General features: G+C 47.8%; 13 protein-coding genes. 2 read left to right on the top strand and 11 right to left on the bottom strand.

Translation table 11 applies throughout. The features are described 5' to 3' along the window. Nucleotides 1-40: 40 nt before the first annotated feature. The 4 genes from I2H87_RS04920 to gpr form a co-directional block, all read right to left on the bottom strand. Nucleotides 41-2287 (bottom strand): DNA gyrase/topoisomerase IV subunit A, encoded by a 2247-nt coding sequence (locus I2H87_RS04920; protein ID WP_195609449.1) that lies wholly within the window; start codon nucleotides 2285-2287, stop codon nucleotides 41-43. 54 nt (nucleotides 2288-2341) lie between these two features. Then, entirely contained in the window at nucleotides 2342-4264 is a 1923-nt protein-coding gene (locus tag I2H87_RS04915) for a DNA gyrase/topoisomerase IV subunit B (protein ID WP_022151907.1), read from the bottom strand. A gap of 168 nt (nucleotides 4265-4432) precedes the next feature. After that, on the bottom strand, nucleotides 4433-5635 hold the full coding sequence (locus tag I2H87_RS04910; RefSeq protein ID WP_009268212.1) for a stage II sporulation protein P: 1203 nt from the start codon (nucleotides 5633-5635) through the stop codon (nucleotides 4433-4435). A 109-nt stretch (nucleotides 5636-5744) separates the two neighbouring features. Next, the gene (gene gpr, locus I2H87_RS04905) at nucleotides 5745-6725 is read right to left on the bottom strand and encodes a GPR endopeptidase (protein ID WP_117549618.1); all 981 of its coding nucleotides are present in this window, start codon (nucleotides 6723-6725) and stop codon (nucleotides 5745-5747) included. Nucleotides 6726-6912: 187 nt separating this feature from the next. On the opposite strand from gpr, the gene rpsT reads away from it, so the two are divergent. After that, nucleotides 6913-7176: a 30S ribosomal protein S20 gene (gene rpsT, locus I2H87_RS04900; RefSeq protein WP_117549406.1), complete on the top strand. Its 264-nt coding sequence runs from the start codon at nucleotides 6913-6915 to the stop codon at nucleotides 7174-7176. Between the two features lie 285 nt (nucleotides 7177-7461). On the opposite strand, the gene ilvC is transcribed toward rpsT, so the two are convergent. From ilvC to I2H87_RS04875, 5 genes are all read right to left on the bottom strand, one after another. After that, nucleotides 7462-8481 (bottom strand): ketol-acid reductoisomerase, encoded by a 1020-nt coding sequence (gene ilvC, locus I2H87_RS04895; protein WP_009268214.1) that lies wholly within the window; start codon nucleotides 8479-8481, stop codon nucleotides 7462-7464. Nucleotides 8482-8600: 119 nt separating this feature from the next. Next, complete coding sequence (gene ilvN / locus I2H87_RS04890) at nucleotides 8601-9101, bottom strand: acetolactate synthase small subunit (RefSeq protein ID WP_009268215.1); 501 nt, start codon at nucleotides 9099-9101, stop codon at nucleotides 8601-8603. Nucleotides 9102-9311: 210 nt separating this feature from the next. Then, complete coding sequence (gene galE, locus I2H87_RS04885; RefSeq protein WP_195609448.1) at nucleotides 9312-10328, bottom strand: UDP-glucose 4-epimerase GalE; 1017 nt, start codon at nucleotides 10326-10328, stop codon at nucleotides 9312-9314. 84 nt (nucleotides 10329-10412) lie between these two features. After that, on the bottom strand, nucleotides 10413-11339 hold the full coding sequence (locus tag I2H87_RS04880; RefSeq protein ID WP_195609447.1) for a nucleotidyltransferase family protein: 927 nt from the start codon (nucleotides 11337-11339) through the stop codon (nucleotides 10413-10415). 121 nt (nucleotides 11340-11460) lie between these two features. Then, nucleotides 11461-13278 carry an ABC-F family ATP-binding cassette domain-containing protein gene (locus I2H87_RS04875; protein ID WP_195609446.1) on the bottom strand — a complete coding sequence of 606 codons (1818 nt, stop codon included), beginning with the start codon at nucleotides 13276-13278 and terminating at the stop codon, nucleotides 11461-11463. A 205-nt stretch (nucleotides 13279-13483) separates the two neighbouring features. Between I2H87_RS04875 and I2H87_RS04870 the strand changes: the two genes are divergently transcribed. Further along, nucleotides 13484-14386 carry a hypothetical protein gene (locus I2H87_RS04870; protein ID WP_022151914.1) on the top strand — a complete coding sequence of 301 codons (903 nt, stop codon included), beginning with the start codon at nucleotides 13484-13486 and terminating at the stop codon, nucleotides 14384-14386. 59 nt (nucleotides 14387-14445) lie between these two features. Here I2H87_RS04870 and I2H87_RS04865 read toward each other — a convergent pair whose 3' ends face one another. Further along, entirely contained in the window at nucleotides 14446-14772 is a 327-nt protein-coding gene (locus I2H87_RS04865; protein ID WP_009268220.1) for a cupin domain-containing protein, read from the bottom strand. A 41-nt stretch (nucleotides 14773-14813) separates the two neighbouring features. Further along, complete coding sequence (locus I2H87_RS04860; RefSeq protein WP_022151915.1) at nucleotides 14814-15797, bottom strand: diaminopimelate dehydrogenase; 984 nt, start codon at nucleotides 15795-15797, stop codon at nucleotides 14814-14816. Between the last annotated feature and the right edge of the window lie 114 nt (nucleotides 15798-15911).

Raw genomic sequence — 15911 nt, 5'->3', positions numbered from 1 at the left:
GAGAAATCAAGTGTTTTGAAGAACTTTTCCTCTAATTCCTCTAATTTCTGCTTTTCGTCCCGGTTCCGTCCCGCTTTGCAAGCTTCAGCCGGTTCAGCGTCACTTCTTTTTCTCCGTACATGACTTTGGACTCTGTCCCCTCTTCAAATAAGTAGACCTGTTCCAATTCATCATTTTTCTGCAGCCGGATTCCCCGTACGCCGACCGCGCCCTTTTTCTTTTCCGGAATATCCGCCGCCGGAAAACGCAGGAAATATCCGTTCTTTGTCTGCAGGACTGCGTGCTGGATCTCATTTACGACCCAGACGCCGATCAGCGCGTCTTCCTCCTGCAGCTTTGTCGCCGCGATCGTCCGTTTGGCAACCTGAAATTCCGTACCCTCTACCCGCTTGATCATCCCTTGCTTTGTGGCGAACAACAATTTTGCAAACCGCATCTGTTCCGCGTCGCAGACCATCACGATCTGTTCTTCCGCACTGCTGTAATTGCTCACATTGTCGATCGGAGTTCCTTTATCCCGGAACTTTCCGTACGGCAGATCCGGTACTTTCACCTGATGCATCTTTCCGCCGTCGGTAAATAAGCAGATCTTTCCGGTGTTCAGACAGCGTACCACATATTTGTTCTCATTGTCCGCCGCTTCCCGGTTCCGTTCGTACACCGATGTATCCACCGTCTTTGCGTATCCGAAACGATCCATCAAAAAGACGATCTCCTGCTCTTCGATCTTCTTCTCCTCAAATACCGCTTCCTCCGCATTTTCCACAACCGTGCGGCGTTTCTTTCCGTATTCTTTCTTATAAGAATCCAGTTCTTCGATGATCACATCCGCCATGGAATCATAATTGTTCAGGATATCTTCATATCTCGCGATATTTTTCACGGTCTGCTCATGCTCTTTCTGAAGCGCTTCGATCTCCAGACCGATCAGTTTATAGAGCCGCATTTCCAGGATCGCAGTCGCCTGCCGCTCGGTAAACCGAAGCATCGCAGCCATTTTTCTGGAAATATTGCTCTTAAATTTGATATTTTCCGTCACACCGTTCACAAGACAAGCTCTCGCATCCTTTACCGATTTGCTTCCGCGCAGGATCTCAATGATCAGATCGATCACATCGCAGGCTTTGATCAGCCCCTCCTGCACTTCCCTGCGCTCTTCCTCTTTCGCCAGAAGCGTCTTGTATTTTCTCGTCGCAAGTTCAAACTGAAAATCCACATGATGCTCGATGATCGCTTTCAACCCGAGCGTTTCCGGACGACCGTCTGCAACCGCCAGCATATTGACACCGAACGTATCTTCCAGACGGGTCTTCTTGTAGAGCATATTTTTCAGGTTTTCCATGTCGGCGCCGCGTTTCAGTTCCAGTACGATCCGGATTCCCTCTTTAGAAGACTGGTTGGAAATGTCCACGATATCGGTTGTCTTCTTCGCCTCAACCAACGCTGCCACATCGTTTAAAAATTTCCCGATCCCGCTGCCGATCATCGTGTAAGGGATCTCGGTAATGACAAGCTGTTTCTTGCCTCCCTTTAATTCCTCCACTTCCACTTTTCCGCGGATCTTGATCTTTCCCTGCCCGGTCTCATAAATTTCCGGCAGATCGTCTTTGTTGACGACGATCCCGCCCGTCGGGAAATCCGGACCTTTGACATATTTCATCAACTGTTTCGTCGTGATCCCGTCGTTTTTCATATATGCTTTTACCGCATCTGCAACTTCTGCCAGATTGTGCGGCGGGATACTGGTCGCCATACCGACCGCGATCCCCTCTGCACCGTTGATCAGAAGATTCGGCACTCTCGCCGGAAGCACAAGCGGTTCTTTTTCTGTCTCGTCAAAATTCGGTCCGAAATCCACGACATTCTTATCCAGATCTGCCAGATACACTTCCTGTGTAAATTTCGTCAGGCGTGCTTCGGTATAACGCATTGCGGCGGCGCCGTCCCCCTCGATCGAGCCGAAGTTTCCATGTCCGTCCACAAGGATCATGCCTTTCTTAAATTCCTGCGCCATCACGACAAGCGCGTCATAAATCGAGCTGTCGCCGTGAGGATGATATTTACCCATCGTATCTCCGACGATACGGGCACATTTCCGATACGGTTTGTCGTATCGGATCCCCAGTTCATACATATCATACAATGTCCGGCGCTGCACCGGTTTCAATCCGTCCCGCACATCCGGCAGCGCCCGGGCAATGATCACACTCATCGCGTAGTCGATATATGATTTTTTCATCAGATCCGAATATTCCGTTCGGATGACCTGTGACTCTATATTGCTCATTCTCTCTCTCCTACTTCTTCAATACACGTATCACTAGGACTCAGACGCTTCCCTTTAGATATCAAGCTCCGCCTCCGTCGCATTTTCATAGATAAACGCGCGTCTCGGCGGCACTTCCGATCCCATCAGCATCTCGGTGACGCTGGAGGCCATTCTCGCGTCTTCGATCTCCACCAGCTTCAAAAGCCGGCTCTCCGGGTTCATCGTCGTCTCCCAAAGCTGCTCCGCATCCATCTCTCCGAGACCTTTGTACCGCTGTAAATTAAACGGTCCGTCATGGGTCGCGCGGTACTTTTCCAACGCCGCATCATCGTACAGATATTCTTCCTCGCCTTTTTTCGGCATTGCCTTGTAAAGCGGCGGCATCGCAATGTACACATGTCCCTCGTAGATCAATTCCGGCATAAACCGGTAGAACAATGTCAGCAGCAATGTCGAAATATGCGCGCCGTCCACATCGGCATCCGCCATGATGATGATCTTATCGTAGCGCAGTTTGCTGATGTCAAAATCATTGCCATACCCCTCGGAAAATCCGCATCCAAATGCATTGATCATCGTCTTGATCTCGGCATTGGCAAGCACTTTGTCGATGCTCGCTTTCTCCACATTCAAGATCTTTCCGCGGATCGGGAGGATTGCCTGATAATTCCGGTTTCTGGCAGTCTTCGCCGAGCCGCCGGCGGAATCTCCCTCGACAATGAAAATTTCACATTTCTTCGCGTCCCGGCTTTCACAGTTAGCTAGTTTTCCGTTGCTGTCGAAAGAATATTTCTGTTTCGTCAGCAGATTCGTCTTTGCTTTCTCCTCCGACTTCCGGATCTTCGCCGCTTTCTCCGCGCTGGAAAGCACGGCTTTCAATGTCTCCAGATTCCGGTCAAAAAAGAGTACGATCTCGTCTCCGGTCACTTTCCCGGTCGCTTTCGCCGCATCCGGGTTGTCCAGCTTCGTCTTCGTCTGCCCCTCAAACCGCGGATCCGGATGTTTGATCGAGACGATCGCGGTCATTCCGTTACGGATGTCCGCTCCGGTAAAATTCGGATCCTTTTCCTTTAAGATCCCAAGCTCTCTCGCATATTGGTTCATCACCGTCGTAAAGGTCGTCTTAAATCCGGTCAGATGCGTTCCGCCCTCGGAATTATAAATATTGTTGCAGAAACCGAGTACATTTTCATGGAACTCGTTGACATACTGAAATGCAGCTTCCACCTCGATCCCATCCGACTCGCCTTTAAAATAGATCGGATCATGCAGCACTTCTTTTTTCTTGTTCAAATCTTTGATAAAACCGAGGATTCCGTCCGGCTCGTGATACACGACCCGCTCCGGTTCACTGCCCCGCTTGTCCTCGAAAATGATCGTCAGATTGGGATTCAAGTACGACGTCTCGTGCATCCTGCTTTTGATCTCCTCCGCACGGAAACGTGTTTTCTCAAAAATCGTATCATCCGGCAGAAAATTCACTTTTGTTCCGGTCTTCCTTGTCTTTCCCGTGATCGGCAGAAGCCCGTCCTCCAATTCCACAACCGGAACGCCTCTTTCGTATCCGTCATGATGGATTGCTCCCTCCCGGCTGATCCAGACGTCCATCCGCGTCGAAAGCGCATTGACGACCGAAGAGCCGACGCCGTGCAGACCTCCGCTCGTCTTATACGCCGAATCATCAAATTTTCCTCCTGCATGCAAGGTTGTATATACGATCCGCGCCGCCGACACGCCTTTCTGGTGCATTCCGACCGGAACGCCCCGCCCGTTGTCCTCCACAGTCGCCGAACCGTCTTTTTCCAATGTCACACGGATCTCCGAACAAAACCCTGCCAGGTGTTCATCCACGGCATTGTCCACAATTTCATAGATCAGATGATTTAACCCCTTTGTGGACACACTTCCTATGTACATTCCCGGACGCTTCCGAACCGCCTCCAGCCCCTCCAGGATTGCGATACTGTCCGCATCGTACGCTTGTTTTTTTCCCATTTTTCTCCTCCAGACAGGTTGTTTACTCCGTTTTAAGCCGCGGTACTTCCGTGGCTCTATCCGATTTATCTTATCACACTCCGGCGCCCTTTTCCAATGCTATTTTCATCATCCGGGCAATTTCCTGCATTTTTCCGGGCAATTCTATCCAAACCCATCCGTCCAAAATCATCCGATCAAGACATGATGCAGTGTCTCCGCAAGCACCTCCATCGCATTTCGCATCTCTTCCACTGTATTGGTCTGAGCGCCCGCCTCGATCAGCAGCGATTTCGGCATCAAATGCAGATTATACCTGTATCCCCGCAGATAGATCCGTCTGGCAAATCCCGGATACAGCGTCTCCGACGCAATCTGCATCTGCAGCGAAAACGCAAGGTTATCCTGTATGTAAGGATTATAAAGATAATCAATATCTCCGTTAGCGCGGGTTCGGCTCAGTCCGTTGAAGTACATGATCTTGGCCGTCGGTTTTCCGCCGATCTCCGTCACAAGATGTGTTCCCTCCGCCACGCCGTCCCTGTGCAGATCGATGACAACTTCGATTGACGGATTTGCTTCCAGGATCGGACGGATCGAAGCCTCCGCATTTTCATAGGCGTTGCTCCGGTCCAACTGTCCGTTGATAATATCATACACACCGACGTCATGGATCGTCGGAATCCCTTTCGCATTCAAAAGCTGGGTCAGATATTCTCCGATCCCGACAATACTTGTGCTTGGATCTCCCGGGATCGAATCCGCAAATTCCTCCTGGGAATGGGTATGAAAGATCAGGATTTTCGGTTCACCCGTCCCCGGATCGATCTTCATCGACCGGTTCAGCAGATCGTCGGGGTTCAGTTGTTCCGGTCCGATCATCGTCGTACTGTCCACAATATAAAAATTGCTGAGCAGATAGTCGAAATCTCTTAGTTTCTCGATCGACATATCGAGTACCGGCTGTCCGGTCGGCGGCACGATATTCTCCACGGTCTCCTGCACCGGGACTTCCGCCGTTCCGTCGCCTGTCACTTCCACCAGATGTCCGTCGTCCGCCTGACTCTCCAAAATCCGGGCGATCGTCTCTTCATCTTCCACATTACCCTCATAAATACTGCGTGATTCCAGATATTCTCCCAACGGGAACCAGAAAAAAACCTGCTCTGTGATCCATGTTGCCGCAGGCTTTTTTATTTCAGAATCCTCATACAGTGTTCCCGGAAGAAACATTCTCTGCGCACTGTGAAGTAGCACCCTCTGCAGTCGGTACGGAAGACTCGCGGCATTCTGCGTCCCTCCCAAAAGCAAAATAAACATTCCAAACACGCATAAGATTGTTAAAAACCCGCTTTTTTCCATTTTTGCCCTGTCCGGCATCCATTTTCTCATACAGCCCTCCGTCACCCAAAAAAAATCTGTCGTTTTTCGGGTATGCAACGGCTCAGATCATCCGCTTTGCCGTTCTACTATACCTATGCCGCGCCAAAGCTTCCTATTCTTATTCCCGATCTTCTCTGCCGGCAAAAAGCAGGTTCAGTGATTCCGAGATCGTATAGCTGATCTGTTTTACCATCTCATCCTCATCTTTCGGCGTCACAAACATCCCATTCAAATGCGGAGAGATCAGTTCTTTGACCAGCTCATATTTTTCTGCATTGTTATACATTTTTAATACTTCTCCCACGCCTTTTAATGTCTCGGACGTTTCCATCGCCTGAATCAGATTTTCCATCGTATCGCTGACGATCGTTGCCGCGTCCACAACGGTCGGCACACCGATCCCGATCACCGGAACCCCCAATGTCTCCCGCGTCAGTCCATTCCGATGATTTCCGACTCCGGATCCCGGATGGATCCCGGTATCTGCAATCTGGATCGTCCGGTTCAGTCTGCGGCTGTTGCGTGCCGCCAGCGCATCGACTGCGATCACAAGATCCGGCTTTGTCTCCGTGACGACCCCTTTCACGATCTCCAGCGTCTCCATTCCGGTCTGTCCCATCACACCGGGAACGATCGCGCTGACGAGCTGTGCCCTCTCCATCCCCATCGCATATTTTCCATATTCCCGTACGATATGTCTTGTGACACAGAGATTGTCCACCACATAAGGTCCCAATGCATCCGGCGTCACCTGACGGTTCCCAAGTCCCACAACAAGCACGGAAATGTCCCGTCCCGTCAAATGATTCTCATGGAGCAGTTCTTCCATATGATCTGCCAGTTTTTCCGAAATCTCCCTGTGATAATCTTCATCCGGAACTGCCAGATTAGGCGCTTCCAGCGTCAGATAGACTCCCGCAGGCTTTCCCATCGCTTTTGCTCCGTTCTCTGTCTCGATCTTTACCCGGGTTATCCTGATCTCCAATGTCTCGTCGTAATCTTCTTCCAGGACTACTCCTGAAATCTCCACATTATCCGATTCAAACCGTTCCTTTTCTTCCAGCGCAAGATCCGTCCGCACACTATACTTCTCAATCATCTGATCCATCCTCCATCTGGTTTTTTTATCTAGTTTTATCTAGTTTTTACAAATATTTAAGAATTATGTATTGACAATACCTGCCAGTTGGAATAGAATAAATGAGTATGTTTCGTTGGAACGTCCGTGTCCGAGTCCAGCGCAATCATTTACATTTGAAAATATCAATTGTTGGAGGTGTACAAGGTTGGCTAATATTAAATCTGCTAAAAAAAGAATTTTAGTAAACGAGACAAAGGCTGCAAGAAACAAAGCAATCAAGTCTAAAGTGAAAACTGCTGTAAAGAAAGTGGAAGCTGCAGTTGCACAGAAAGACGTTGAGGCTGCTAAAGCTGCTTTGAAAGCTGCGACCATAGAGATTACAAAAGCAGGAACAAAAGGTGTTTACCACAAAAACACAGTTTCCAGAAAAATCTCTCGTCTGGCAAAAGCTGTAAACAGCATTGCTTAATCATCATTGCTTCAGTATAAAATGAACATAAAAAAGGCATCCGCTGCCGTCATGCGGATGTCTTTTTTTGCATAGGCGACGAGCCAAAGTCCGGGCTTGCCGAGACCTTGGCGACTGCTTACAATCCCGGAATGTGCCTTTTGGCACTTCCGGTGATTGTGTTGTATAAACTGCTGTTTTCTCTGCTTTTTCTGTTTGCCCTATAAAAGGCAGGAATCGGATCCCCTCTTTCGGGTGATCCGATCCCTGCCTTTTCTTCATACTATTTTCTGCTGTTAAAATACATTAGTTATTGATCAGTTTATCCTCATCGCTCCAGCTGTAAAGCTTTCTGATCTCTTCTCCGACTTTCTCTGACGGATGTTCGGAAGCAAGTTTTCTCATTGCCTTGAAGTGAGCCTGTCCGCCTGCTGCCGACATATCCAGCAGGAATTCTTTCGCAAAAGAACCGTCCTGGATATCTGCAAGGATCTTCTTCATTGCTTTCTTTGTCTCGTCTGTGATGATCTTCGGTCCTGTGATGTAGTCGCCATATTCCGCAGTGTTGGAGATCGAATATCTCATTCCCGCAAATCCGGACTGGTAGATCAGATCTACGATCAGTTTCATCTCATGGATACATTCAAAGTATGCGTTTCTCGGATCGTATCCTGCCTCTGTCAGCACCTCAAATCCGGTCTGCATCAGCGCACATACACCGCCGCAAAGAACCGCCTGCTCACCGAAAAGGTCTGTCTCTGTCTCTGTACGGAACGTAGTCTCCAGAACACCGGCTCTTGCTCCGCCTATTCCTGCCGCATATGCAAGCGCAAGGTCAAGTGCTTTTCCTGATGCGTCCTGCTCAACCGCTACAAGACACGGAACTCCTTTACCGACTTCATACTCGCTTCTTACTGTATGTCCCGGTCCCTTCGGAGCGATCATTGTCACATCTACATTTGCCGGAGGTACGATCTGTCCGAAATGGATATTAAATCCGTGTGCGAACATCAGCATGTTACCCTCTTCCAGATTCGGTTCGATATCATTTTTGTAAAGTGCAGCCTGTTTCTCATCATTGATCAAAATCATGATAATGTCTGCTCTCTTCGCTGCCTCTGCCGCTGTGAACACCTCAAATCCCTGCGCTTCTGCTTTTGCCCATGATCTGCTTCCCTCGTAAAGACCGATGATCACCTTGCATCCGGAATCTTTTAAATTCAGCGCATGTGCATGTCCCTGACTTCCGTATCCGATGATCGCGATCGTCTTTCCCTCCAACATTGCAAGGTTACAGTCTTCCTGATAATAAATTTTTGCTGCCATTTTACTGGTCCTCCTTCATCTTCCCCACCGGTATCCGACCGGCAATTCTGTTTTATAGTTAAAGGCTTTCGACCTCTAGCTTGCTTTTTTTCTTCCTTTGGCACTCTTTTCAGATACGCCTAGTCAAAATATGTAACGTCTTTGCTTCCCCTTGCCAGTCCGGTAATTCCTGTTCTTGCAAGTTCCAGGATCTCATATCCGTCCAGCAGGTTCAAAAACGCTTCCAGCTTGGATTGATTTCCCGTCAGCTCGATCATCAGGGATTCTTTGTCCACATCCACGATCTTCGCCCGGAAAATATCAGCAACCGAGATTACTTCATTTCTCTGCTGTGCATTCACGCGAACCTTGACCATGATCAACTCTCTGAACACTGACTCGTCGTCTTTCAATACTTTGATCTCGCGGACGTCTTCTAATTTGCGGACCTGCTTCTCGATCTGGGATAAGATCAGTTCATCCCCCGAAGCTACGACCGTGATCCTTGTAAACCTTGGATCTGCGGTCATTCCCGCCGTGATACTGTCGATACTGTATCCGCGCCTGCTGAACAATCCTGCGATCCGGCTCAATACGCCGGGATTATTATCAACCAATAAGGAAAATACCTGTCTTCTCATTTACACACCTTCTCACATCGTATCTTTTTTCTGTTTTTGTGTCTGCATGTTCTGCATTTTCAAAAACAGAGTGCGTTCTGTTTTCAAAATAATAACAAGTTTCTTTTTCCTTGTCAATACCTGAAATACATTTCGCACTCTGTTTTTTATTTCATTTTTTATTTCATAAATGTGTTCGCCTGAAAGTTCCTCTTTCAGAAAGTCAGCGCATCAGCTTCTGTATCCGTCCGGATTGTTGGACTGCCATCTCCAGGAATCCGCACACATCTCCTCGATCCCTCTCTCGGCAACCCAGCTGAGTTCCTCTTTTGCCTTTGTCGCATCGCAATAGCATGTGGCAATATCGCCCGGTCTGCGCGCTTTGATCTCATATGGGATCTCTTTTCCGCAAGCTTTTTCATATGCCTTTACGACATCCAATACGCTGTATCCGACGCCGGTTCCGAGATTATAGATATGCACACCCTTGCTCGTACGCATTTTCTCGATCGCTTTCACATGTCCGACAGCCAGATCTACTACATGGATGTAATCTCTCACACCGGTTCCGTCCGGAGTGTCGTAGTCGTCTCCGAATACGCCGAGACATTTCAGCTTGCCGACTGCAACCTGTGCAATGTACGGAACCAGGTTGTTCGGAATCCCTTTCGGATCTTCTCCGATCAGACCGGACTCGTGTGCGCCGATCGGATTAAAGTATCTCAAAAGCATGATATTCCATTCCGGATCCCCGACATGAAGATCGGTCAGGATCTGTTCCAGCATGCCCTTTGTCTGTCCGTAAGGATTGGTGATCTCGCCTTTCGGACAATTCTCGGTGATCGGAATCTCCGCCGGATCTCCGTATACCGTTGCGGAAGAACTGAAGATCATGTTCTTACAGCCATGCTTGCGCATCACATCGCAGAGGATCAACGTACCTGTAATATTGTTGTGATAATATTCCCACGGTTTTGCAACAGACTCTCCAACCGCTTTGAGTCCCGCAAAATTGATGACCGCCTCGATCTCTTCTTTCTCAAAAATCGGTTCCAGATCCTCTCGGTTCAGAAGATCTCCTTTATAAAATTTCAATGTTTTTCCTGTGATCTGCTGTACCCGCTCCAATGCTATCTCACTGGAATTGTAGAGATTGTCTACTACAACAACCTCAAATCCTCTGTTCAACAGTTCCACACAAGTATGACTTCCGATATAGCCTGCTCCGCCAGCTACTAAAATTGCCATGTTCTTTTCCTCCTCACTGCTTTTACTGCGTTCTTTTGCCCGCTTTTCTTTTCCTTGTTTGCCCGGTTTCTTTCATTTTTCTCTTTATTCCGCTTTCCAGAGGTGCTGTGGATAAACGCCCTCGTCTTTCAGCTTCCGGATCGCTTCCACAACCATTTCCTTATCCTCTTTATAAGTAATCCCATACCAGCGGTCGGTTGATTTCAGCACTTTCACCGTCGCTTTTTCTTCCGCGATCAGCTCGCCCACCACGGACGGCAGGAAATACTCGCATTTCATCGGATTCTCTTTCAGCCCTTTTTCCAAAAATGCCGGGAAACGGCTTTCCAGTTCTTTGAGCATGCTTGCCGTGAATCCAAACATATTCATCGAAGCGATACTCTGTCCGGAAATCGGCATCCAGTTTGCGCCGTCATCTTCGGTAAACGCAACGCCTCCATCACGTTTTTCGATGTGAGTACGCTCTGTGATCCCGCTTAAATATCCGTCCGCATCCGTCTCACAGATCCCTCTGGATACATATCCGTTCTCCGTCAGTGTATTTTCCAGAATATAGCCAACCATCGCATAACGGTATTTGTCGTCGTCCGCATGTGTTGACAGATAGTCGTACATCGTCCGGAATGCATGCACTCCGTAATAATCATCGGCGTTCACTACCGCAAACGGTCCGTCTACGATTCCTTTACAACTCAGGATCGCATGTCCGGTGCCAAACGGCTTTTCTCTTCCCTTGGGTACTTCAAATCCGTCCGGAAGTGTATCCAGTTCCTGATATACATAAGATACGTCCATATACTGACTGACTCTGTTCCCGATACTCTCTTTGAATTCTTTTTCAATCGCTTTTTTGATGATAAATACCACTTTCTCAAATCCGGCTCTCTTCGCGTCATAAATCGAAAAGTCCATAATAATGTGACCGTCCTGATCCACCGGATCGATCTGTTTGAGTCCGCCGTAGCGGCTTCCCATTCCCGCGGCCATAATAACCAGCACTGGTTTCTGCATGATTCTTCCTCCTTTTACCTCTGGGGGACTGATACTCCTTTGAATTTCTCTGTTTCATTTGCCCCCATTATAGATGATTCCTAAAAAAAAGTATATAAACATTTCGTGCAAGCATATGTAATTATGTTGTCTTCATTCCCATCTGTTCTGCCAGATCATTGAGATAAACCCACCGGTCCATCTTCTCTTCCAACTTCGTTTCCGCCTGCTCTTTTTGTGTCATCAGCTCCGATAATTTTACTGAATTGGTTGCATTTGCCAAAATTTCCCGCTCCAAAGAGCCGATCATTTCTTCCAATTCTGCAATCTCTCCGTCGATCGACTCAAACTCCCGCTGTTCTTTGTACGAAAATTTCACTTTCGCCGGCTGATTTTGTTTCCAGTCTTTTGCCGATGCCTTTTCCCCGTTTTTCGTGTCTGCGCCCGGCTTCGCTCCCGCGCTTTCCTGATCCGGATGCTGTCTTGACACAGCTTCCAGATAGTCGGTATACCCGCCCTCATACTGTTTTAAAATTCCGTCTCCCTCAAACGCGAAGATCCGGTCCACAACATTGTCCAGAAAATAGCGGTCATGCGACACCGTGATCACAATCCCCGAAAAAGAATCCAGATAATCCTCCAGGATCGTAAGCGTCGGGATATCCAGATCATTGGTCGGCTCATCCAGTATCAGGACATTTGGCGCTTCCATCAATACTTTCAGCAAATACAACCGACGCTTTTCTCCTCCGGAAAGTTTCCCGATCGGCGTATACTGCATTACCGGATCAAACAAAAAACGCTCCAGCATCTGTGACACTGTGATCCGTCCGTCTTTCGTCGGCACATATTCCGCCGTATCTTTCATATAATCGATGACCCGCTGCTTTGGATCCATCGCCTCCGCTTCCTGCGCAAAATATCCGATCTGTATCGTATCTCCGATTTCCACGTCTCCATGATCCGGCTCGATCTTTCCGGTAATAATCTTCATCAATGTGGATTTGCCGCATCCATTCGGTCCGATGATCCCGAGCCTCTGATTTTTCAGCACGATATAATCAAAATCGTCGATCAGCTTCTTCTCACCGTAACTCTTGGAAATATGATGCAGCTCGATCGTCTTTTTCCCCATACGGATACCGATCGAATCCAGCTCCACCTGCTTCTCCTGCGTCGGCGCTTTTCCGTTTTTCAGCGCCTCCAGACGCTCCAGACGTGCCCGCTGCTTTGTACTTCTTGCCCGACATCCCCGCTTCGCCCACTCCAGTTCCATTCGGAGTACGCTCTGCCGTTTTCTCTCCGACGCGAGTTCCATCTCTTCCCGCTGCGCTTTCAACTCCAGAAATCCGGAATAATTTTCCGCATAGCCATACACTTTTCCATGATCGATCTCCAGTATCTTATTCGTCACCCGATCCAGGAAATAACGGTCGTGCGTGACCATGATCAGCACACCTTTAAACCGGTTCAAATACTCTTCCAGCCACATTGCCATCTCATTGTCTATGTGGTTCGTCGGCTCATCCAGCACGAGTACATCTGCCGGATTCACCAAAGTCCTTGCCAGTGCGACCCTTTTTTTCTGTCCGCCGGACAACGTCTCGATCTTCGCCATATATTCGGTGATGCCAAGTCTCGTGAGCACGGTTTTCGCTTCACTCTCCGTGTTCCAGTCCTGCTCCCACTTCCCATCCGCAACATAATCCAGTACATTTGCCCCCTCCGGAAACTCCGGATTCTGCGGAAGATACGTAATGCAAAGCCCGTTCTGGCGGATGATCTGCCCGTTGTCCGGCTCTTCCAGACCTGCGATCATCTTTAAAAATGTTGTTTTTCCGGTTCCGTTGATCCCGACGATCCCGATCTTGTCGCCCTCATGGATACCATAAGAAACATCGTCAAAAATCAGCTTCTCCCCGAAATTTTTGCTGATATGTTCAATATTTAGTATATTCATACGCTCGTTCCTTTTATCTGTTTCCGATTTATAGATCCTGTTTTCAAAAAACATACGGGCATATTGTACCATTTTTTTGCCTAAAAGGCACTCCTTTCTTAGAACTTTATGAATTTTTTACCGGAATACTTGAGTTTCTCTTCAAAAGGTAATAAGATAGAGCAGATGTAAAATTGACATCCGGTAGTTAGAAAGGGGAGTTTTGATGCCATCTCACAAAAAGAACACACAGTATTTTGACGATGATTTTGAAGTTACATATGAGGAAGAAATTCCATTTCACTATAATACATCCAATGTAGATCTCAATACCGATTCTGTCACGCCATACTATGCAGATGACTTTGAAGATGCGTACGATGATGATCGTTATGAGGAAGAATACGACGATGCATACGAAGATTGTTATGATGAGGACTACGACGATGAATACGATGATCCTTATAATGGCAAATATGATGACGAATACGAAGATGATTATGACGATGGTGACGATGATTACGATAACCGTCGAAGCCGCAAATACCGTGATTCTTCTTCCCGCGCTGTCTCCGGAACACGCCGGAGAAAAAAACGCCGCAGAAGCTATCGCCCGACCCGGCTTGCCGCTCCGATCCAGAAAGGCGGAAACACCCTCCTCCGGATCGTACAGACGATCGTCCGCAATCTTTCGGCATTACTGATCCTGGCGATCATTGGATTGATGGCGTACACATTTTTGCGCGGCAGCGCTCCCTACGGAGATTTAAAACAAGAGATCAGCAGCAACAATTATACGATCCGCCTCGCGTCCTACATTGCGGTCGCCGCGTTTTTTATCCTCTATGAACTCTGTTCCATGCTTTGGACAATGACCCGTGTCCGGGTAAGAGATTCATACGGAACTTACAAAGAAGACGTCGGTCGCGGACTGTTCTCTTTTATCTTTATCTATATTTGTTCCTACGCTTCTTTTCTCGTCAATGAATGGATTCCCGAGATCCACGATATTTTGATCGGATTGAAAGGCGCGCTCGATGTATTTGGTTCCATGCACAACGCATTGTTTGGTTTATGTCTGGCAGGCGTAATTTCCTGCCTGTTCCGAAAATACAGTTTATCATTGTAATTAAGAAAAGGGTCGCATATGGATATTCTCCGTATGCGACCCTTTTCTTAATTATACTCTTAATCAAAAATGATCAGCGCCATAAAGACCAGATCTTCCAAACCGGTATTGCGAAGTCCATGTCCGCATCCATCAGGCGTAAATGTGACATCTCCGGCTTTTACAGGACGCAGATTGCCATTGTCATTGTATTCACCCTCTCCTGAAAGGATATAATATGTTTCACTCTCATTGTGATGTTCATGGTAACCAAGTGAACAGCCATGCTCCAACGTTACCTCTGCATATAATCCGCATTTTCCGTTCAATGCTTTTTCATCCAAAATCTCTTTTATGATCACATGTCCCTCACCGCCGGCCATGTTCTCCACACGTCTCGTTGTCATATCCGATCTCTCCTTTCATCTGTCGCCTTTTCTGTCTTTATTTACAACATAGAAGCTCGAAGTTCTGCTCCGTCTTTTGCACTTAAGTATGCCGGTGCAATGTCAAATACTGTCTTGCATCCGCTCTGTCCTTCTTCTCCCAATCGATAAGCAGCTCTCGCATATGCCGCCAGTACGCTGGATGTAAATTCCGGATTGGAATCCAGCTTCAGACGATACTCGATCAGATGATTATTTTCTTTTTCCCAGCCTGTTTTTCCGCTTCGCAGAACAAATCCGCCGTGCGGGATTCCACTATGATCGCGTTTCAGTTCCTCTTCGCTGATAAAGTGAACGGTTGTGTCATAATCCGCAAAATAATTCGGCATCGTCTTGATCTCTTCTTCCACTTTTGCCGCATCTGCTCCGTCCTCTAATACGACGAAGCACTCTCTTGTATGTTTTTCGCGTGTAGAGAGTTCCGGATTCTCACCGCCGCGCACTGCATCAAGAGCAGCCTCCACCGGAATGGTATACTGTTTTGCATCTTTTACGCCTGCAATCCGCCGTACCGCATCGGAATGTCCCTGGCTGACGCCTTTTCCCCAGAATGTATAATCCTTTCCGTCCGGAAGTACCGCACTTGCATACAAACGGTTCAGTGAAAACATTCCCGGATCCCAGCCCACAGAAATAATGCCGACCTTTCCGCCTTTTTTCGCCGCTGCATCCACATTTGCAAAATGCTCCGGGATCTTTGCGTGTGTATCAAAACTATCTACAATATGAAACATCTCTGCCAGCTTTGGAGACTGCACCGGGAGATCCGTCGCGCTTCCTCCGCAGAGAATCATAACATCAATTTTATCTTTCCAGGATTCCACATCTTCCGCCCGGCACACTTCTGCTGTCTCTGTTAAAATTGTCACTGTTTCCGGATCCCGACGGGTAAACACGGCTGCTAATTCAAGATCATCATTCTGCTTGATCGCACATTCCACACCGCGTCCCAGATTTCCATAGCCAAAAATACCGATTTTAATCATACGCTGCTACCTCTTTCTCCTTGAATTTTTTGTAAAACCGGCTGCCTTTTTACAGCCAGCCTTTATTATAATCGCAAAAAAAACATTGTGCAAGTTTTAATCTTCACTTTTTCA

The organism is Mediterraneibacter glycyrrhizinilyticus (assembly GCF_015560805.1).
In the GTDB taxonomy this organism is placed as follows: Bacteria; Bacillota; Clostridia; order Lachnospirales; family Lachnospiraceae; genus Schaedlerella; species Schaedlerella glycyrrhizinilytica_A.
Note: the sequence above shows the minus strand (reverse complement) of the source record. Positions and strands in the feature narration are given on the sequence as shown.

Bases quoted from the DNA above. Each gene is read 5' to 3' on its own strand.
- I2H87_RS04860 (WP_022151915.1), bottom strand. From the start codon at position 15,797: ATGATTAAAATCGGTATTTTTGGCTATGGAAATCTGGGACGCGGTGTG.
- I2H87_RS04910 (WP_009268212.1), bottom strand. From the start codon at position 5,635: ATGAGAAAATGGATGCCGGACAGGGCAAAAATGGAAAAAAGCGGGTTT.
- I2H87_RS04875 (WP_195609446.1), bottom strand. From the start codon at position 13,278: ATGAATATACTAAATATTGAACATATCAGCAAAAATTTCGGGGAGAAG.
- I2H87_RS04920 (WP_195609449.1), bottom strand. From the start codon at position 2,287: ATGAGCAATATAGAGTCACAGGTCATCCGAACGGAATATTCGGATCTG.
- galE (WP_195609448.1), bottom strand. From the start codon at position 10,328: ATGGCAATTTTAGTAGCTGGCGGAGCAGGCTATATCGGAAGTCATACT.
- I2H87_RS04915 (WP_022151907.1), bottom strand. From the start codon at position 4,264: ATGGGAAAAAAACAAGCGTACGATGCGGACAGTATCGCAATCCTGGAG.
- ilvC (WP_009268214.1), bottom strand. From the start codon at position 8,481: ATGGCAGCAAAAATTTATTATCAGGAAGACTGTAACCTTGCAATGTTG.
- ilvN (WP_009268215.1), bottom strand. From the start codon at position 9,101: ATGAGAAGACAGGTATTTTCCTTATTGGTTGATAATAATCCCGGCGTA.
- gpr (WP_117549618.1), bottom strand. From the start codon at position 6,725: ATGATTGAGAAGTATAGTGTGCGGACGGATCTTGCGCTGGAAGAAAAG.
- I2H87_RS04870 (WP_022151914.1), top strand. From the start codon at position 13,484: ATGCCATCTCACAAAAAGAACACACAGTATTTTGACGATGATTTTGAA.
- I2H87_RS04865 (WP_009268220.1), bottom strand. From the start codon at position 14,772: ATGACAACGAGACGTGTGGAGAACATGGCCGGCGGTGAGGGACATGTG.
- I2H87_RS04880 (WP_195609447.1), bottom strand. From the start codon at position 11,339: ATGCAGAAACCAGTGCTGGTTATTATGGCCGCGGGAATGGGAAGCCGC.